Below are 19,612 nucleotides of genomic sequence, written 5' to 3'. Positions count from 1 at the left end.
AAGAAGCGTTGTGTTCATCAGCGAAGAGGCAAGATTATGAAGTGTTTCGTTTATCTCGTCAAGCCTGTTTTTTTCTCCACTCTTCGCTGCATTTGCATGCTGCGTTTTGCGGGGAGGCGAACTATAGCAAGAGCAGCCGTAGCTTGCAAGGGTAAAATAGCGGCTTCTCCGATTTATAAGTCGCCCACATGTTTATCCCAACTATCCCTGCTACTAATAACGAGACGCTGGCCGCCCTGCTGGACATGGCCATCAACAACAAGACCAAGCCGCTGGGTAGCCTGGGCGTACTGGAATCGCTGGCCAAACAAATTGGCCTAATACAGAACACGCGCGACGTCGCAATAACGCGGCCAGCCATCCTGGTATTCGCAGCCGACCATGGCGTGGTCGCGGAAGGCATCTCCGCCTACCCGCAGGATGTGACCTGGCAGATGGTCGAGAACTTCCTCGCGCGCGGCGCCGCCATCAACGTCTTCGCGACGCAAAACAACTGCGAACTGCGCGTCATCGACGCTGGCGTCAATCACGACTTCGGCCCGCGCGACGGCCTGACCGACCGCAAGCTGGCACACGGCACACAAAACTTCGCGCACGAACCGGCGATGAGCCGCGCCACCTGCGAGGCCGCACTGGCCGCCGGCATGGCCTTGGCCGCTGAACTGAGCGGCAATGTAGTAGGCTTTGGCGAGATGGGCATCGGGAACACCACCGCGGCCGCCGCGTTGATGCACAAGCTCACCGGCATCCCGGTCGCCCAATGCGTGGGCGCCGGTACCGGCCTGTCGGCTGAAGGCGTGCTGCATAAGCAGCGCGTGATCGAAGCGGCAGCAGCGAAGCACGACGTCACCGAACCTGTAGACGTACTGGCCACCTTCGGCGGACTGGAAATCGCCATGATGGCCGGCGCCATGCTGAACGCGGCCCAACTACGCAAAGTGCTGCTGATCGATGGCTTCATCGTCACCAGCGCACTACTGGTCGCGGCCCGCCTGCAACCGGCGATTCTGGACTACTGCGTCTTCGCCCACTGCTCAAACGAAAACGGCCACCAGCAAATGCTGGCTGCGCTGGGTGCGAAGCCTCTGCTGAACCTGGGCCTGCGTCTGGGCGAAGGCACCGGCTGCGCACTGGCGCTGCCGCTGCTGCATGCGTCGGTCAACTTCCTGAACCAGATGGCCACATTCGAATCGGCCCAGGTCAGCGAGAAGTCCGAGTAAGCGCCGTGCACCAACTACGCCTGTTCTTCACCGCGCTGCAGTTCTTTACCCGCCTGCCGATTCCCGGCTGGGTGGGCTTCGATGCCGCTTGGCTGAATCAGGCATCGCGCTTCTTTCCACTGGTCGGCGTAGTGGTGGCGGCCATCGCCGCCGGCGTGTACGCACTGGCGGCGTGGCTCCTACCAGCCCCGGTCGCGGTACTGCTCTCGACCGCCGCCGGCATCTACGCCACCGGCGCCTTCCATGAAGACGGCTTTGCCGATATGTGCGACGGCTTCGGCGGGGGCATGACGCCGGAGCGAGTGCTGGAGATCATGAAGGATTCGCGCATCGGCGCTTACGGCGCAATCGGCACCATCTGCCTGCTCGCCACCAAATGCACGACGCTGTCGATGCTGCCTCCACTGATGACGATAGCCGCATTGTTCGTCGCCCACCCGCTATCGCGCCTGATGGCGACCTCGCTGATCTGGCGCCTCGACTATGCACGCGCCGAAGGCAAGGCCAAGCCGTTGGCGCAAAAAATGAGCTGCGCCGAATTTTCGCTGGCCGCTGCCTGCGCCGCCATTCCCGCGCTCACAATGGCCGCCTGCGGATGGATCACATGGAGCGCTCTGGCGGCTGGCGTGATCGCCGGAAGCATCGCCACCGTATGGCTGGCCCGAAAATTCGTCCATCGCATAGCCGGTTACACGGGCGACTGCCTCGGCGCCGTGCAGCAGCTCAGCGAAGTGGTGTTCTATCTGTGCGTACTGGCCAGCATGCGCCATGGCGCCCTGCCTTGGTAGCGCCATGCGCCTGATATTGGTCCGCCACCCGCAGCCGCTGGTCGCCACCGGCGTTTGCTACGGCCGCAGCGATCTCGCCGTATCCCCGGATCAGCTGGAGCGAACGCTCACCGCGCTGTCGGCCGCACTGCCCCATGGACTGCCTCTGTACAGCAGCCCCCTGCAACGCTGCACCACACTGGCGGCGGAACTGGCGCCGTTGCTGCAGTCCCCCGCGCCGCTGCTGGATGCCCGCATCGCCGAAATCGACTTCGGCGACTGGGAAATGCGCGCCTGGAACGACATCCCGCGCGCCGACATCGACGCCTGGGCCGAGGACCTGGTCAACTACCGGCCCGGCGGCGGCGAGAGCGTGCTGCAAATGGCCGGCCGCATCGCCGCCTTTTATGCTGACATCCAGCGCCAGCACCGCGACGCCATCGTCATCTGCCACGCCGGCGCGATGCGCCTGCTGTCCGCATGCCACGCCGGCCTGGCGCCCGCCGGAATGGCTCTGCAGGCGGCCCGGCATCCGCATCAAATCGGCTACGGCGCCACACTGATCCTGCAAAACTAAACCGCCGGCCGATGACCGCGACAGCACAAACCCGTATAATGACGGGGTTTTGGTGCCCGCGCGTCTGTCCAGATGCGCAGTTAAACGGGAAACACGAAGCCGCCGGTTCACTCAGCCAAGGCCCACGTGTGCTGCCCCCGCAACGGTACGCAAGTGTCGCGATTCATGCGCGACAGCCCTCCTCTGACAAACCACTGTGCTCCGCATGGGAAGGTGAGGCGGTCTAACTTGCCAGCCCGGATACCGGCCAAATCAGGTGGAAGTGAGCGAACGGGATGTGCGCGAATGGAAGGGGCCGGCCTGAGTGACGGCGCTCCGCTGCACGCATGATCCGGTTCTCCGCTTCTGTTCAATCTGGCCCACGGGGACGTCGGCCGGTTGCTATTAATAGAAAAATTACATCATGACCCTTCGTATCTCCCGTCCTGCGGCCTTGACGTCGCTGGCACTGGCAATGGCCGCCTCCTACGCTCACGCAGAACCCATCGCCGGCACCGTGCTGGTTACCGCCACCCGCAGCCCGCAGGCACTGGCCGACGTTATCAGCGATAGCGTCACCATCAGCGCCGAACAGATCGCCGAATCCGGCGCCGGCTCCATCGTCGACCTGCTGCAACGCCAGCGCGGCATCGAAATCGCCCGCACCGGCGGCCCAGGCACCAACTCCACCGTGTTTATCCGCGGCGCCAACAGCAATCAGAACGTGGTCCTGGTCGACGGCGTGCGTATCGGCTCGTCGACCACCGGTGCCGCCAACTGGAGCGCGCTGCCGCTGACCTCCATCGACCATATCGAAATCGTCTACGGCCCACTGAGCTCCCTGTATGGCGCGGACGCCATCGGCGGCGTAATCCAAATCTTCACCAAGAAGGGCAAGGGCGCGCCAGCATTCACCGCCTTCGCGGGCTACGGCACCGACAACACTCGCGAGGGCGATGTTTCGGTCTCCGGCGCCACCGGCGGTGAACACAGCATCAGCTACGCAATCAGCGCCGGCAAGGAAAAGTCGGACGGCTTCTCGGCCACCCGCCCAACCATCGGCAAGTCCTACAACGCCGACAAGGATGGCTACGACCGCGAAAGCGCGGCGGCGCAATTCAGCCTGCGCCTGGCCGAAGGCCACGAAGTAGGTGCGATGCTCCTGCATAGCAAACTCGATTCGCAGTACGACAACGGCCCCTCGCCTTACGATGTGCGCTCGCACGCGAAGCTCGAAAACGCTTCCGTCTACAGCAAAAACCAGATCCTGCCAATCTGGCAAAGCCTAGTGCAGTACTCGCAGACCAAGGACGATGGCGCCAATTACAGCAGCGCCTCGGCGTTCGGCTACTCGCAGGCCAACACCAAGCAAACCGACTTCACCTGGCAAAATGATGTGCAGATCGGCGCCGACGTGCTGCAACTGCTGTACGACCACCGCAAGGAAGAAGTGCAGACCAGCGGCTTCACGCTGGATGCTTCGCAGCGCACCACCAACTCGCTGGCGGCTTCGTACAACGCCCGCCGTGGCGACAACCTGTTCAACGCCAGCGTGCGTCGCGACAAATCGGTCTACGGTGGGAAGAACACCGGCTCCATTGGCTACGGCTACACCTTCACGCAGGCGTTGCGCGCCACCGCCAGCTATGGCACCAGCTTCCGCGCACCAACCTTCAATGAACTGTACTACCCAGGCTACGGCAATGACAAAAACAAGCCGGAACTGGGCAAGAACGCCGAAATCGGTCTGCGCTACGACAACGGCACCACCGCACTGAGCGCAAGCTACTACCACAACCGCCTGACCGACCTCCTGGTGAACACGACGCCATGCCCATACGCCGGCGATTATTCCTACGGCTGCGCCTACAACGTCAACCACGCGCTGCTTGAAGGCGTGACCATGGCCGCCAGCCAGCAACTGGGCCGCTTCAACCTGGCCGCCAACGTCGACCTGCAGGATCCAAGGGACGAAACCAGCGACAAGCGCCTGCAGCGCCGCGCCAAGAAGCACGCTAACCTGATGGCCGACTACAGCGCCGGCGCCCTGAAGGCCGGTGTGGAGATCGAACTGTCCGGCGACCGCTATGAAGACAGCGCCAACACCGTCCGCATGGGTGGCTATGGCCTGGTCAATCTGTACGCGACCTACCACTTCAACCGCGACTGGTCCGCGCTGGTCCGCTGGAACAACATCGGCGACAAGCAGTACGACCTGGCGCGCAACTACACCACGCCGATGTCCAAGCTGTTCGCCGGCATCCGCTACGGCTACAAGTAAGCGGTAATGGTGTAACCTGCCGGGCGGGAAGCGCATCCGCCGAGCGCCCGGCAGCCTTTTTGAAAGCAGTGCATGCATTCTTTCTCACGCAATCTGCGACAACGCGCCACCGTCACCCTGACCGTGCTGGTGCTGTTCGCGTTTGCCAGCCTGATTTTTTCGGGCATGACCGGTTCGGTCTCGATTCCCCTCTCCGATATTCCCGCAGCAGTCAATGACCTGCTGCACGGCCAGACTAAAACCCTGGCATCCACCCTGCTCGATCTGCGCGTTAGCCGCGCACTGACCGCCTTCGTCACCGGAGCGGCGCTGTCGCTGACAGGCGTGATGATGCAGGCGCTGCTGCGCAACCCGCTGGCCGACCCGTATGTGCTGGGCATCTCGGCCGGCGCCTCCGTCGGCGCCCTGGCCGCGATGTTGTTCGGCTGCGCCATCTGGATGGTCGACGCCTCGGCCTTCGGTGGCGCCGTCGCCGTCGCGATGATGTTGTACCTGCTGGCCCGGCGCGACCTGCGCGGCGGCACGGCGGGCGAAGGCGGCACCGCGCTGCTGCTGTTGACTGGTGTGATCCTGTCCTCCGCCTGCATGGCGCTGGTGACGCTGATGCTCTCCATCGCCCCCGAAAGCCGCTTGCGCAGCATGATCTTCTGGATGATCGGCGACCTGGCCGGCGCGCCATCGCGCGCGATGCCGTGGATCGTATTGGCCTGCGGCCTGGTATTCGCCGTGCGCAACGCCCGCTCCATGAACGTCATGGCGCTGCACGCCGAAGCCGCCGCCACGCTGGGCATACGCGTCGGCGCGCTGCGCAAGGGCCTGTTCTTCGCTTCCGGCCTGCTGACCGCCAGCGCCGTCACCAGCGCCGGCAGTGTGGGCTTCGTCGGCCTGATCGTGCCGCACGCCTGCCGCTTCGCCGTCGGCGCAGACCACCGCGTGCTGATCCCAGCGGCGACGCTGGCCGGTGGCACCTTCCTGCTGCTGGCCGACACGCTGGCACGCACCATCATCGCGCCGCAGCAGCTGCCGGTGGGCGTCATCACCGCCCTGATCGGCGCACCGATCTTCCTGTATCAACTGCACCGGCTGCGCAAATGATGATCAGTACTCACAACCTCTCCCTGAAAATCGGCCAGCGGCAACTGATCGAGGATCTGAACTGGCGTGTGCGCGAAGGCGAATGCTGGAGCGTCATCGGCCGTAACGGCGCTGGCAAGAGCACCTTGCTGAAAACCCTGGCCGGACTACGCAACCCGGACGGCGGCTATGTCACCATCCAGAACCGCACCCTGACCGACTGGCCGCTGGCCGAACTGGCGCGCCAGCGCGCCTTCCTGGCGCAGAGCCGCAGCGACGCCTTCGCCTACAGCGTGATTGAAACCGTGCTGTCGGCCCGCCACCCCTATCACGGCAACCGCTATTGGGAAGGCAGCGACGATCACGCCATCGCCCTGAAATCGCTGGAGGCTATGGAAGTGGCCGAACTGGCCGAGCGCGACGTGCGCACCTTGTCCGGCGGCGAACGCCAGCGCGTGGCCATCGCCGCCATGCTGGCGCAGGACACTCCGCTGCTGCTACTCGACGAACCGGCCAATGCGCTGGACCTGGCGCACCAGGTCAGCGTCATGAACCTGCTGGCACGCTTGTGCCGCGGCCAGGGCAAGACGGCAGTGATGATCGGCCACGACCTGACGCTGGCACACAGCGTCTCCACCCACGCGCTGCTGCTGATGGGCGACGGCCGCTGGCTGGCCGGCACCACGGCCGAGGTGATGCAAGCCGAGATCCTGGGCGACTACCTCGGGCATCCGATCGACATCATCCAGCATGGCAAGCGCAGTATCTTCATTCCCACGGAGGACCCAGCATGACTCAACAAAATAACGATGGCATCGACGAGCAAACCGCAGCGCTGAACGAGCGCCATCGCGTTCGCATGGAGCGCAAGAAGGCCATCATCGACGCCAAGATCGCCGCCGCCGACAAGGAGATCGGCATCATCATCGTCAACACCGGCAACGGCAAGGGCAAAAGCTCCAGCGGCTTCGGCATGGTGATCCGCGCCATGGGCCACGGCATGAAGGTCGGCGTGGTCCAGTTTATCAAGGGCGCAATGCAGACCGGCGAAGAGCTGTTCCTGCGCCGCTTCCCGCTGGAAGTCAGCTTCCATTCGATGGGAGAAGGCTATACCTGGGAAACCCAGAACCGCGAACGCGATATCGAAAAAGCGCAACTGGCGTGGGAACAGACGAAGCGCTTCCTGGCCGATCCCGAAATCGGCCTGGTGCTGCTCGACGAACTCAATATCGCCCTGAAGTACCGCTACCTGGACGTGGACACCGTCATCAACGATCTGCTGGCCCGCCCGGCGATGCAGCATGTCGTCATCACCGGGCGCGGTGCGCCGCCGGAGCTGATCGCCATCGCCGACACCGTCACCGAGATGGAAGTCGTCAAGCACGCCTTCAAGGCCGGCATCGGCGCGCAGCTGGGCATCGAGTGGTAATGGCTGCGCATATCGACGTCAAGGCCGTGCTGGTGGCCGCCGTCTCCTCCGGCCAGGGCAAGACCACGGTAACCGCCGCGCTGGCGCGCAAGCTGGTACGGCAGGGCAAGCGGGTGCGCGTGTTCAAATGCGGCCCGGATTTCATCGACCCGATGCTGCTGGAACGCGCCAGCGGCGCGCCGGTGCGTTCGCTGGACCTGTGGATGGTCGGCCATGCGCTGTGCCGCAGCCAGCTGGCGCAAGCCGCCGCCGAAGCGGATGTGATTCTGATCGAAGGCGTCATGGGCTTGTATGACGGCACGCCATCATCCGCCGATCTGTCGCGCGAATTCGGCGTGCCGGTGATGGCAGTGATCGACGCCGGCGCCATGGCGCAAACCGCCGGCGCGCTGGTCCACGGCCTGCGCGACTATGGCCCGGTGGAGATGGCGGGCGTAATCGCCAACCGCGTCGCCAGCGAAGGCCACGCCAAGATGGTGGCGGCCTCGCTGCGCGACATTCCCCTGTTCGCGACCCTGCCGCGCCAGGCCAAGTCGCTGCCCGAGCGCCACCTCGGCCTGGTGCTGCCCGGCGAAGTCGTCGACATCGAACAACTGCTCGACAATCTGGCGGACCAGCTGGTGTTCGACGAAGCGGCCTGGGAGCGCCTGCGCCCGGTGCGCATCGAGGTTCCACCAGCCACGGAAGTGCAAGCACCACTGCTGGCCGGCCAGACCATCGCGGTCGCGCGCGATCCGGCCTTCATGTTCATCTATCCGGCCAATCTGGACACCTTGCGCCAGTTGGGCGCGACGCTGAAGTTCTTCTCGCCGCTGGCCGACGAGCCGGTGCCGGCGGAAGCGAACGCCGTCTATCTGCCCGGCGGCTATCCCGAACTGCATGCAGAAGCATTGTCGCAAGCCGTCACGTGGCAGGCATCGATCCGCGCGGCCCACGCGGCCGGCACGCCCATCGTCGCCGAATGCGGCGGCATGATGGCGCTGGCCGATACCCTTGCCGACCAGGCGGGCGCGGTCTGGCCGATGGCAGGCTTGCTCCCCGGCGCGGTAGCGATGCAGGCGCGCCTGGCGGGTCTGGGCTCACAAGGCCTGCCGACGGACCACGGCGTCCTGCGCGGCCACACGTTCCATTACTCCAAGCTGGAGACAGCAGTGGAGCCAACGGCGTACACTATCAAACATCCATCCGCCGTTCAGGGCGAAGCCTGGTATCGCGTCGGCTCCCTGAAGGCCTCGTATTTTCACGCTTACTTTCCATCCAATCCGGCGGCCGCCGCCGCCCTGTTTTCAAGGAGCGCAGCATGACACGTACACTGGTTCTTGGGGGCGCACGCTCCGGTAAAAGCGGATACGCGGATCGCCTGGCGATCGAGTCGGGCAAGGAAGTCGTCTACATCGCCACGGCTACCGCCGGCGACACCGAAATGGCCTCCCGCATCGCGCATCATCGCGCCGGCCGGCCGAGCGAGTGGATCACGGTGGAAGAGCCGCTGGCACTGGGCAACCAGCTGCTGCGCTGGTCCTCGCCGGATCGCCTGATCCTGGTCGACTGCCTGACGCTATGGCTCAGCAACCTGCTGTTCAGCAGCGGCGAGCAATACCCGGAGGTCGGCGAGATCACGCTGCCCGCGCTATTCCACGAGCAGCAGGACATGCTGGCCAGCGCGCTGACCAAGTGCGCCAGTGACGTGGTGCTGGTATCGAACGAAGTTGGCATGGGCATCATGCCTTTCGGCGCCATCTCCCGCTGCTTCATGGACGAACAGGGGCGACTGAACCAGGCCATGGCCGCCCTGTGCGACCGCGCGGTCTTCGTCGCCGCCGGCCTGCCGCTGTTTCTAAAAGGAGCGCCGTGCTGACAGGTTTGAGTTTCGGCGTCATCGCCTTGCTGATGGTGGCGGGCGTTCTGCTCGACTTGATGCTGGGTGAAGCGCGCCGCTGGCATCCGCTGGTCGGCTTCGGCAATCTGGCGATGGCGCTGGAGCGGCGTCTCAACCGCGGCGGCCTGCGCTTCTGGCGCGGTGCATTGGCCTGGGCGCTGGCCGTGCTGCCATTGACTGCCCTTGCCGCGCTGCTGGTCTGGCTGTTGGGCACAAACGGCACACCGCCATGGATTGCGCACGCCATTATGCTGTATTTCTGCCTCGGCTTGCGCAGCCTGCGCGACCACAACCTGCCCATCGCCGACGCGCTGGCGCAAGGCGACCTGCCCAAGGCCCGCCTGCTGACCGCCCGCATCGTCAGCCGCGATACCACCAGCGCCAGCGAAATCGAATTGACCAAGGCCAGCGCGGAATCCTTACTTGAAAACGGCAACGACGCCGTCTTCGGCACGCTGTTCTGGTTCATCGTCGCCGGCGGTCCTGGCGCAGTGCTGTTCCGCATGGCGAACACGCTCGACGCGATGTGGGGCTACCGCACCACGAGGCTACTGCAATTCGGCTGCACCGCCGCCCGCATCGACGATGCACTTAACTACCTTCCCGCGCGACTGACCGCTCTCTCCTATGTGCTGCTGGCGCCCGGCGTTCAGGGCAAGCTGCGCGCCTGGCAGTGCTGGCGCGTCCAAGCCCCGGCCTGGAGCAGCCCGAATGCGGGACCGGTCATGTCCAGCGGAGCCGGCGCGCTTGGCGTGCAACTTGGCGGCGCAGCCATCTACGACGGCGAAGTGGAGCACCGGCCGCCGCTGGGCGAAGGCCAACCCGCCACCGGCGCGGACATCAGCCGCGCATGGCGCCTGGTCGCTCGCACCACGGCTCTGTGGCTGGCCGTCGCCTGCGCAGTCGCCGGATGGATGGAGCTCGCACATGCTTGAACACGGCGGCAATCTGCGCGACGCCGCGCTGCGCTTCGGCCGCGACGACTGGCTGGACCTGTCGACCGGCATCAACCCGCATTGGTATCCTGCCCCCACGCTGCCAGGCAATGCGTGGCACCGCCTGCCCGAAGCCGATCCCGAACTGGCGCTGGCCGCAGCCGCCTACTACGGCGCGCCGCTGATGCTGCCGGTCGCCGGCACGCAGGCCGCGATCCAGGCCTTGCCCCGCTTGCGCAAGCCCTCGCGCGTGACCGTGGCCGCACCGTCCTATGCCGAACACGCGCACCACTGGAGCGACCACGGACACACGCTGACGCAAACGCCATACGCCGCGCTGGGCACCACGGTCGCGCGCAGCGATGTCATGGTGATCTGCAATCCAAACAATCCGACCGGCGCCAGCGTACCCGCCGCCCAGCTGCTGCAATGGGCGGACCAGCTGGCGGCACGCGGCGGTTGGCTGGTGGTCGACGAAGCCTTCGGCGACACGGCGCAGCACAACAGCATCGCCGCGCACAGCGGACGCCCGGGCCTGATCGTACTGCGCTCGGTCGGCAAGTTCTTCGGACTGGCCGGTATCCGCCTGGGTTTTGTGGCGGCGCATGCCGGCCTGCTAAGCGGACTGGCGGATCTGCTGGGCCCCTGGGCCGTCAGCGGCCCGGCCCAGCACATCGCCCTCGCCGCCCTGCGCGACCGGGCATGGCAAGAGCATACTCTCGGCCAGCTTCTGGCAAGTGGCGAACGCCTGCGCCAGCTGCTGGCGGCGCACGAGATCCGTTCTGCCGGCACCGCGCTGTTCCAATGGTGGAGCGAAGACCGCGCAGAGGCCTTCTGGCAGCACATGGCTGAACGGGGCATCTGGGTGCGGCTGTTCAAACAGGCCGCGCGCGGTATCCGACTCGGCCTGCCGCCCGATGAGGAAGGCTGGCAAAGACTGGAGCAGGCACTGAACGAATGGACCAACAAGGCACATACATGAGCAAACCGACGTTCAAATTACTGACCGGCCTGACGATGCTGGCGATGGCCGCCAACGCCAGCGCCGCCATCACCGTGCGCGACGACGACGGCAACGCCGTCACGCTGCAAAAGCCCGCGCAGCGCATCATCGCCATGGCGCCGCACGTGACGGAATTGCTGTACGCGGCCGGCGGCGGTGACAAGATCGTCGGCGCCGTCACCTACAGCGACTACCCGGAAGCGGCAAAAAAACTCCCACGCGTCGGCGACAACCGCCAGGTCGACATGGAGCGCATCATCGCCATGAAGCCCGACCTGATCGTCATCTGGATGCACGGCTCCTCCGAGCGTCAGATCGAGACGCTGCGCCAGCTGAACATCCCGATGTTCCACAGCGAGCCGACAAAACTGGACGGCATCGCCGACAACGTGCTGCGCCTGGGCCAGTTGATGGGCACAGAGAGCGTCGCGCAACCCGCCGCCGCAGAGATCCGCCAGAAGTTCGCCGCGCTGGCCAAACAGTATTCCAACCGTCCGCCGGTGCGCCTGTTCTATCAGGTGTGGGACAAGCCGCTTTACACGCTCAACGGGGCCTCCATCGTCAGCGATGCGATGCGCCTGTGCGGCGGCGTCAACATCTTCGCCGACCTGAAGGTGACTGCGCCGGTGGTCAGCAACGAAGCGGTTCTGCAAGCCGATCCCGAAGCGATCTTCGGCACCAGCGAGAAAAACTACGGCGGCGTAAGCCTGTGGCGTCCATACACGACGATGAAAGCAGTCCGCAACGACAACCTGTTCACGCTGGACGGCGAACTGCTGAACCGCGCCGGCCCGCGCATGGTTGCCGGCACCGCCGCCCTGTGTGAAAAACTGGAACTGGCGCGACAGCACCGAAAAAACTGATATGAGCTTCCCCTATTCGACCCTGATGGTTCAGGGCACCACCTCCGACGCGGGCAAGAGCACCGTCGTTGCCGCCATATGCCGGCTGCTCAAGCGGCGCGGCGTGCGCGTTGCGCCGTTCAAACCGCAGAACATGGCCCTCAACAGCGCCGTCACGGCGGACGGCGGCGAGATAGGCCGCGCCCAGGCGCTGCAGGCCATCGCCGCCGGCGTGGCGCCGCACACCGACATGAATCCGGTGCTGCTCAAACCTTCGAGCGATATCGGCGCCCAGGTCATCATTCACGGCAAAGTGCGCGCCGAGATGAATGCGCGCGACTACCACCAATACAAAACCATCGCCATGCAGGCGGTATTGGAATCGCACCAGCGCCTGCTGGCACGATACGACAGCGTGATCGTCGAAGGTGCGGGCAGTCCGGCGGAGATCAACCTGCGCGACCGCGACATCGCCAACATGGGCTTCGCCGAAAAGGTGGACAGTCCCGTGATACTGGTGGCGGACATCGACCGTGGCGGCGTGTTCGCGCACATCGTCGGCACGCTGTCCTGTTTGTCCGAGAGCGAACGCGCCCGCACCATCGGCTTCGTCATCAACCGCTTCCGTGGCGATATCAAGCTGCTGGAGCCCGGCCTGGAATGGCTGGAACAGCAAACCGGCAAACCGGTGCTGGCGGTGCTGCCTTATCTGCATGGCCTGTTCCTCGACGCCGAGGATGCGGTGCAGCCGGTCCAAGCATCGCGCGGAGCCTTCCGCGTGGTGGTTCCCAGCCTGCCGCGCATGAGCAACCACACCGATTTCGACGCCCTGCGCGCGCACCCGGACGTGGACCTGCATTTCGTACGCCAGGGCGAATCGATACCGGCGGCCGACCTGATCATCCTCCCCGGCAGCAAGAACACGCGCGGCGATCTCGATTGGCTGCGCGCACAAGGATGGCCGAAGCAAATCGCCCGCCACCTGCGCTACGGCGGCAAGGTGATCGGCGTCTGCGGCGGCTTCCAGATGCTTGGCCACAGCGTGACCGACCCGCTGGGCATGGAGGGGGCACCAGGCACTTCTCCCGCGCTCGGCCTGCTCGACATGAACACCGAAATGACAGCGGACAAACGGCTGGTGCAGGTGCAGGGCGTGTGTGCCTTTGACGAGGACAAGGCCAGCGTCAGCGGCTATGAAATCCACATGGGCATCTCGGCCGGAGCCGCGCTCGATACGCCGGCCTTCATCATCGACGGCCGCCCCGAAGGCGCGCGCTCGGCGGATGGACAGATCCTCGGCACCTACCTGCATGGCCTGTTCGACACCCCGCAGGCCAGTAGCGCGCTGTTGCGCTGGGCCGGACTGCATACGCAAAATTCGGTGGACACCAGCGCATTGCGCGAGGCCAGCCTGGATCGCATCGCAGATGCCACCCAACCGTTGCTGGACGCCCTGCTTGCGCTGCACGGAAAGGAGGCATCGGTATGAGTACCACCAGCCCGCACGCCTTCGCATCCGCCGAAATCGAAGGTGTCTACCGCGCCATCCGTGAACGGCGCGACGTGCGCCACTTCAAACCCGGCCCGCTGGAGCCTGGACAACTGGAGCGCTTCATCGGCGCCGCCCACAATGGCCCCAGCGTCGGCCTGATGCAACCCTGGCGCTTTATCCGCATCACCAGTCCCGTGCTGCGCGCGCAGATACACAAGCACGTGAACGAAGAGCGCATCAAGACCGCCGAAGCATTGGGCAAACGCGCCGAGGAATTCATGCAGCTAAAAGTGGAAGGCATACTGGCCTGCGCCGAAGTGCTGGTGGTGGGCCTGATCGACAAGCGGGAACAATATGTATTCGGCCGCCGCACCATGCCGGAAATGGACCTGGCCTCCGCCGCCTGCGCGCTGCAGAACTTCTGGCTCGCCGCGCGCGCGGAAGGCATAGGCGCTGGCTGGGTGTCGATGTTCGATCCGCAGCAGTTGCGCGACATCTGCGGCATGCCGGACGGCAGCCAGCCGATCGCGGTGCTATGCGTCGGCCACGTGGACGAGTTCTACACCGCGCCGATGCTGGAGCTTGAAAAATGGGACCGGCGCCGGCCGCTCTCCGATGTCATGTTCGAGGACCGCTGGGACAATCCGGCCAGCGCCGTTTAGGCTCCGGAGCATTCCTCGATCTTGCGGTTGCCGGGCCCAGGCAAGGTGCGAAGGCTGCGTTCCGTCGCGGCGATGAACTCGTGCTTGAAGACGGTATCGACGAACCGCCAGTCGCAGCGCACCTGTTCGTGGCTGGCGGTGACGATCATGTAACCGCGCTTGCTGGTTTGTGCGTAGTACAGTGGCTCGATCAAATCCAACATCATGCTCGCCACATCTTCTGGATCGCGATCCGGATACGCGCCCTCCATCCCCGGCGACGACACCGAAGCCGTCGCGAACTCCACGCCCACCTGACGGCCTTGCGCGTCATGCAGGTCGCTGGCCCAGGCGTTGTGGGTGTCGCCGGCCAGCACCACCATGTTCTTGCGATGGCGCTGCATCATGGAGAACACCAGTTCACGGTCGTTCTGGTAGCCGTCCCACGAATCCATATAGCAGGGCAGCGTCGGCGCGGTCAGCCAGCGCTTTTCCTTGCCGCTGACGCAGGAGGGATCGGCAGCGGCACGCTTCTTCAGCGCGGAATAGTCGGTGCAATTGCACTCCCCCATGGCGACGGCGGTCGGGTACTCCATGCGCGCCATCAGCACCTGCTGGCCCAGCATCTGCCAGCGCGCGTTCGAACGCTGGACCTGGCCCTCCAGCCACGCCATCTGCTCGGCGCCCATCATCTGCCGGCGCGGTGAGCAAACGTCATGTTTGTACTTCTCGACATCGAAGCGCTTATGTTCGTCGTAGTAGGACGACATCATCAATTGCTGGTCGCGGCCGATCAGGCGCGTGTCCAGCATGTGCAGCGACACCACGCCGCCGAAGTCGAACGATCGATAGATCTTTTCCGGAGCCGCAGGATCGGGGGCGCGGATCGGCATCCACTCATGGTAGGCGGTCATGGCCGCCACCTTGCGCAAAGTGAAAGGACCATATTCCGCAGCCTTGTGTTCGGCCGAGCCATCGCGCCAGGTGTCGTCGGCGAATTCGTGATCGTCCCACACGGCGATGAACGGCATCGCGGCATGCACCGCTTGCAAATCGGGGTCGGTACGATACTGGGCGTAGCGACGGCGGTAGTCCTCCAGCCGTAGCAGCAGTTCGCGCGGCTCGGATACGCGGCCCAAGGCCTCCGCATTGCCGCAGGCGTAGCCATCGCTTTCGTATTCGTAGATGTAGTCGCCGATGTGCAAAGCAGCGTCGATATCGTCCTGGCGCGCCGCGTCGGCGTAGACATTGAAGTAACCGGACGGATAATTCGAGCATGAGAACACCGCCATCCGGACCTGGCGCACATCGCTGCGCGGCAGCGTCTTGGTGCGCCCCACGGCCGACTTCACCGTATCGACCGCAAACTGGTAGTAGTAGACATGTCCCGGCAGCAGGCCGGTGGCATCCACCTTGACGGTGTAGTCCTTCTGCGCCGACGTCGTCACGCTGCCATGTGCCACCACCGCCTGCATGGCCGGATCGGTCGCCATCTGCCAGCGGACGGCGATGTCGCCGTTGTCATCGCTGCGGCACGGCGTCACACGGGTCCACAATATCACCCGGTCGATGAGTGGATCGCCGCTCGCCACGCCATGATCGAAACCGGCCGGGTCGCCATCGGCAATGCTGGCCGCGGTGCTACTGCAGCCGCTCAGGCCCGCGCCCGCGCCCACACCCAGCAAAGCGGTGGCTCCCATCTGGCGGATAAACCCGCGACGACCAGGGAACAGTGACTTAGCGTCCATATCAACTCCATCGGCCATTTCAATGTGCGCCAACTTACGCCCGATTCGTGACCGCCTTATGACCTATGACCTCCGTGTGGCTTTTGTGTGACAATCGTGCGCATGAATACATCCGCCGCCAAAAGCTACCTTCCGTGGGTGGTCGCAACCGCCCTGTTCATGGAGCAGCTGGACTCCACCATCGTCAATACGGCGATTCCCAGCATGGCGACCAGCCTGCAAGTGACTCCCCTCAGTTTGAAAGCGGTCGTCACCAGTTATATCCTCAGCCTGGCGGTTTCGATACCCATCAGCGGCTGGATGGCAGACCGCTTCGGCACCCGCCGCGTCTTCATGAGCGCCGTGGCGATATTTACCGTGGCGTCGGTGCTGTGCGGGCTGTCGGTCAATTCGCCGATGCTGGTGGCGGCGCGGCTGCTGCAAGGCCTTGGCGCGGCGATGATGATGCCGGTCGGGCGCCTGACCATCGTCCGCACCTTCCCCAAGTCCGAGCTGCTGGCGGCGATGAATTTCGTGATCATCCCGGCATTGATCGGCCCTCTGCTCGGGCCCACGATCGGCGGCTTGATCGTGCACTGGCTGACGTGGCGCGACATCTTCTTCGTCAACGTGCCGGTCGGCGCGGTGGCGATCTTCCTCGCGCACCGCTATATGCCGGACTATCACGGCGACGACGCGCGGCCACTGGACCTGATCGGGCTCGTATTGTTCGGCACCGGCGTGGCGCTGCTGTCATGGCTGCTGGAGATTTTTGGCGAGCACCAGATCGATATCACGTCGGCGACGGTGTTGCTGTTCATCGCCTGCAGCCTGTTGGCGGCCTACGTGTGGCACGCCAGGGATGCGGCATTCCCCTTGCTGCGGCTGGCGTTGTTCAAGATACGCACCTTCCGCGTGTCCGTGGTTGGAGGATTCATCACGCGCATCGGCGTCGGCGGCCTGCCCTTCCTGCTGCCCTTACTTTATCAACTTGGATTGGGACTGCCGGCATGGCAATCGGGTCTGCTGATGATGCCGTCCGCCGCCGCGGCCATGGGCATGAAGTTCATCTCCGTGCGGGTGCTGGGCCGCTTTGGCTACCGCCAGGTCCTCACCGTCAACACAGTCTTGATAGGACTGACCATCAGCCTGTACTCATTCGTCCAGCAGGGAACCCCGTTGTATCTGATCGTGATGATCAGCCTGTGCCTGGGCTTCTTCAATTCGCTGCAGTTCTCCGCCATGAACAGCATCGCCTACGCCGACGTGGACAGCGGCGACTCCAGCATGGCCAGCACCATGGCAAGCTCGATGCAGCAGCTGTCGATGAGCTTCGGCCTGGCGACAGGTTCGCTGATTACCGGCTGGTTCCTGGGCGGCCTGCCACAATCGAATCGTCTGGCGCTTACCGGTGCGCTGCATCACGCCTTCCTGACGCTGGCGGTGCTCACCATCCTGTCCTCGCTGACCTTCTGGTCGTTGCGCCAGGAGGATGGCGAGAGCATCAGCAAAGGAAGTCCGGCCTGATACAGGCGGGCCTTGGCGGCCCGCCCCTTGCATCAAAACGCCGTCAACGCCTTGGTGAACTTGATCAGCCACAGACGGCTTGGGCGCTCACGGTCCTCGCCGCGCGCGACGCGGATCGTGTTCGCAGCATTGCAGCCGGCTGCGCTACTGGTGATGATCGCCCCCGCAGCATCGACAGTGCACTTGGTGACATCGGCTTCGTCGACCGCCACACCGGCCGGAGTGAATATCTTGGTTTTCAGGCCGAAGTCATTGTCGTTCGCCAGTGCCAGCGTATTGCCATCGACGATGGTCAGGCCTTCGGCTTTTTCCGCCTGCCAGCCGATCGCGTTCAGATCCAGCAGCAAGGTTTTCTTCAGCGTCGTCACCGATTTCCAGTCCGCGCCGTTGACCGCCGTGCCGCTCATGCTGCTCTTCTCCAGGTCCGACGTCTTGACGTTGTAGGCCGCGCCGGCGATGTCGGTCGCCGCGCCTATCTCCACCAGCATCAACTTGTTGAATACTTTGCCGTTTGGTGCTGCACCCTGTTCGATCACGATGAATTTACCGTTACCCAAGGCGACCAGTTCTCCCAGCTTGGCGTTACCGGTGCGGCCGTCCTGGTAGTCGGCGGCGTCGAGCGGGTACGCGTACATCTTGCCCGAGGTGCCGGTGGCCGGATCGAATTCCACCCAGCGCGTGAAGCGCGCGTAGCGTTCGATTGCCTCGTTCTTGCCGGTCACCGAGTAGGCCGCAGTGCCGTCGGTGAGTGGGCTTTGCAGGAAGCCGTGCAGCTTGTCGGTGCTGGTGTCCAGTGTCAGGCCTTCCATGCCGCGATTGGCGCGGCGCTTCAGGAAGATGTCCGGCAGTCCGCTGCCCGGCGCGTATTTATTGAGGATGATGCCGGTGGCCGGATCGAGCTTGATGATGAACGGGCCGTATTCATCGGAGATCCACAGCACGTTGCGCTTCTTGTCGACGACGATTGCTTCGGTATCCAGGCCGCCGGCGTTGAAGGTGGCCTTGCTGGAGGCGTCGTACTTCATCGTATCGACCACCGGCAGCTCGGCCGAATTACCCACGGCGCCAGGTGCTACCGGCAAGCCGGATGCGTTGACCGCAGCCGATACCTTGATCGGCGTCGACGACGTCAACACCGCGCCGGTTTTGCCGACAGTGATTACGCCGAACGACGGCGCGAAGCTCGGCGACGGAAATATCTTGGCGCCGGTGACACCGCTGCCGGTTAGTGCAGGCAGATTCGGGCCGTCGCCATTCGGACCACGGTCGGTCAGGCCGTAGAATTCCAGGTCGCCGTTGGCATTGGTACCTTTGAAGGCCAGCGACGAACCGTACGACGGCAGGAAGCCTTGCGGGAACTCTTCTTTGACCTTGGCGTTGGCGCCTTCATACGGCACGTAGTAGCTGGCTGCGGCCTGCACCTGATAGCGCGTGACGCTGACGGCGACGGCGCCCAGCGGCGTGGTCTGGGTGAAGGACTCCGCCACCGGTGTGCCTACCTTGGAGGCCAGTGTATCTTCGAAGTGCTCGCGCACCAGCGCGCGACGGCTATCGTCGATAGTGCGGGCCGCGTACTTCGCGCCTGCGGCAGTCAGGTTGGCGCTCATCGCGGTGTTGAAAGCGGTAGCATCCAGCGAGAAGTCGGCGCTCTTGGCGGCCAACGCAGTTTTTACATCGGCGGCGATCTTGATGCCGTTCGATGGGTCGCCGTCTTCGTCCAGCAATTGCAGAGCCAGCAGGCGGTTGACCACTTGGGTGTCCTTGACATCGCTCACGCCGGCCAGTTGCAGAGGTGTGATGGTGGCGGCACATGGAGCGCTGCCCAACGCGACCCCGCCTATGCTGAAGCTGACGGTATCGCCGGCGTAGCAGGTGAACTCTCCCTTGGCCGAGGTGCTGGCTTTCGCGGCGGTGCCGGCGACGTAATCCAGATTCTCCACCGCGCCGTCCAGGAACACGCCAGTGGTCGGCGTTTTGGCTGGCGCCGCCGTATCGCTGCCGCCGCAGCCGGCCAGCACAGAGAATACGGCCAGTGAAATCAGGGAAAAGTTTTTCATGCTCTGCTTGCCTCGATTGAAAAAGAAGCAAGTTTAGCCAGAGGAGGTTACATGGATGTGACAGACGCAAAAAAGCCCGCTCAGTTCACTGAGCGGGCTTTTTCTTATAACTAGCCTGACGATAACCTACTTTCACACTGGTTGCAGCACTATCATCGGCGCAGAGTTGTTTCACGGTCCTG

Annotated in this window: 17 protein-coding genes and 1 riboswitch; of the genes, 15 read left to right on the top strand and 2 right to left on the bottom strand. The window is 64.2% G+C overall.

Features of this window, described 5'->3' with window-relative positions:
- The first annotated feature begins 188 nt into the window (after positions 1 to 188).
- From cobT to bluB, 14 genes are all read left to right on the top strand, one after another.
- Positions 189 to 1,220 carry a nicotinate-nucleotide--dimethylbenzimidazole phosphoribosyltransferase gene (gene cobT, locus AC07WS_RS30135; RefSeq protein ID WP_494732610.1) on the top strand — a complete coding sequence of 344 codons (1,032 nt, stop codon included), beginning with the start codon at positions 189 to 191 and terminating at the stop codon, positions 1,218 to 1,220.
- A gap of 5 nt (positions 1,221 to 1,225) precedes the next feature.
- The gene (locus tag AC07WS_RS30130; RefSeq protein WP_494732609.1) at positions 1,226 to 2,008 is read left to right on the top strand and encodes an adenosylcobinamide-GDP ribazoletransferase; all 783 of its coding nucleotides are present in this window, start codon (positions 1,226 to 1,228) and stop codon (positions 2,006 to 2,008) included.
- A 4-nt stretch (positions 2,009 to 2,012) separates the two neighbouring features.
- Positions 2,013 to 2,564, top strand: a complete 552-nt coding sequence (locus AC07WS_RS30125) for a histidine phosphatase family protein (protein ID WP_494732608.1) — start codon at positions 2,013 to 2,015, stop codon at positions 2,562 to 2,564.
- A 33-nt stretch (positions 2,565 to 2,597) separates the two neighbouring features.
- Positions 2,598 to 2,830: riboswitch (cobalamin riboswitch) on the top strand.
- Positions 2,831 to 2,967: 137 nt separating this feature from the next.
- Positions 2,968 to 4,824: a TonB-dependent receptor domain-containing protein gene (locus AC07WS_RS30120; protein ID WP_494732607.1), complete on the top strand. Its 1,857-nt coding sequence runs from the start codon at positions 2,968 to 2,970 to the stop codon at positions 4,822 to 4,824.
- A 72-nt stretch (positions 4,825 to 4,896) separates the two neighbouring features.
- On the top strand, positions 4,897 to 5,919 hold the full coding sequence (locus AC07WS_RS30115; protein WP_494732606.1) for a FecCD family ABC transporter permease: 1,023 nt from the start codon (positions 4,897 to 4,899) through the stop codon (positions 5,917 to 5,919).
- Entirely contained in the window at positions 5,919 to 6,692 is a 774-nt protein-coding gene (locus AC07WS_RS30110; protein ID WP_494732611.1) for an ABC transporter ATP-binding protein, read from the top strand. Before AC07WS_RS30115 ends, AC07WS_RS30110 begins: the two co-directional genes overlap by 1 nt.
- Positions 6,689 to 7,327, top strand: a complete 639-nt coding sequence (cobO, locus tag AC07WS_RS30105; protein ID WP_494732605.1) for a cob(I)yrinic acid a,c-diamide adenosyltransferase — start codon at positions 6,689 to 6,691, stop codon at positions 7,325 to 7,327. Before AC07WS_RS30110 ends, cobO begins: the two co-directional genes overlap by 4 nt.
- Positions 7,327 to 8,631: a cobyrinic acid a,c-diamide synthase CobB gene (locus AC07WS_RS30100; protein ID WP_494732604.1), complete on the top strand. Its 1,305-nt coding sequence runs from the start codon at positions 7,327 to 7,329 to the stop codon at positions 8,629 to 8,631. Before cobO ends, AC07WS_RS30100 begins: the two co-directional genes overlap by 1 nt.
- Positions 8,628 to 9,185 carry a bifunctional adenosylcobinamide kinase/adenosylcobinamide-phosphate guanylyltransferase gene (gene cobU / locus AC07WS_RS30095; RefSeq protein WP_494732603.1) on the top strand — a complete coding sequence of 186 codons (558 nt, stop codon included), beginning with the start codon at positions 8,628 to 8,630 and terminating at the stop codon, positions 9,183 to 9,185. Before AC07WS_RS30100 ends, cobU begins: the two co-directional genes overlap by 4 nt.
- The gene (gene cbiB, locus AC07WS_RS30090; protein ID WP_494732602.1) at positions 9,179 to 10,141 is read left to right on the top strand and encodes an adenosylcobinamide-phosphate synthase CbiB; all 963 of its coding nucleotides are present in this window, start codon (positions 9,179 to 9,181) and stop codon (positions 10,139 to 10,141) included. The genes cobU and cbiB overlap by 7 nt, the downstream gene beginning before the upstream one ends.
- Entirely contained in the window at positions 10,134 to 11,123 is a 990-nt protein-coding gene (gene cobD, locus AC07WS_RS30085; protein ID WP_494732601.1) for a threonine-phosphate decarboxylase CobD, read from the top strand. The genes cbiB and cobD overlap by 8 nt, the downstream gene beginning before the upstream one ends.
- On the top strand, positions 11,120 to 12,007 hold the full coding sequence (locus AC07WS_RS30080) for a cobalamin-binding protein (RefSeq protein WP_494732600.1): 888 nt from the start codon (positions 11,120 to 11,122) through the stop codon (positions 12,005 to 12,007). Before cobD ends, AC07WS_RS30080 begins: the two co-directional genes overlap by 4 nt.
- Position 12,008: 1 nt before the next feature.
- On the top strand, positions 12,009 to 13,475 hold the full coding sequence (locus AC07WS_RS30075; protein ID WP_494732599.1) for a cobyric acid synthase: 1,467 nt from the start codon (positions 12,009 to 12,011) through the stop codon (positions 13,473 to 13,475).
- Positions 13,472 to 14,140: a 5,6-dimethylbenzimidazole synthase gene (gene bluB, locus AC07WS_RS30070; protein ID WP_494732598.1), complete on the top strand. Its 669-nt coding sequence runs from the start codon at positions 13,472 to 13,474 to the stop codon at positions 14,138 to 14,140. Before AC07WS_RS30075 ends, bluB begins: the two co-directional genes overlap by 4 nt.
- Here bluB and AC07WS_RS30065 read toward each other — a convergent pair.
- The gene (locus tag AC07WS_RS30065) at positions 14,137 to 15,867 is read right to left on the bottom strand and encodes an alkaline phosphatase D family protein (RefSeq protein WP_494732597.1); all 1,731 of its coding nucleotides are present in this window, start codon (positions 15,865 to 15,867) and stop codon (positions 14,137 to 14,139) included. The two genes, bluB and AC07WS_RS30065, sit on opposite strands and share 4 nt — an antisense overlap.
- Before the next feature lie 102 nt (positions 15,868 to 15,969).
- Between AC07WS_RS30065 and AC07WS_RS30060 the strand changes: the two genes are divergently transcribed.
- Complete coding sequence (locus AC07WS_RS30060; RefSeq protein WP_494732596.1) at positions 15,970 to 17,373, top strand: DHA2 family efflux MFS transporter permease subunit; 1,404 nt, start codon at positions 15,970 to 15,972, stop codon at positions 17,371 to 17,373.
- Between the two features lie 32 nt (positions 17,374 to 17,405).
- On the opposite strand, the gene AC07WS_RS30055 is transcribed toward AC07WS_RS30060, so the two are convergent.
- Positions 17,406 to 19,430 carry an esterase-like activity of phytase family protein gene (locus AC07WS_RS30055; protein WP_494732595.1) on the bottom strand — a complete coding sequence of 675 codons (2,025 nt, stop codon included), beginning with the start codon at positions 19,428 to 19,430 and terminating at the stop codon, positions 17,406 to 17,408.
- Between the last annotated feature and the right edge of the window lie 182 nt (positions 19,431 to 19,612).

Source organism: Duganella sp. GW821-FHT01E12, from assembly GCF_059422325.1.
This window is presented reverse-complemented; position numbering and strand designations above follow the sequence as displayed.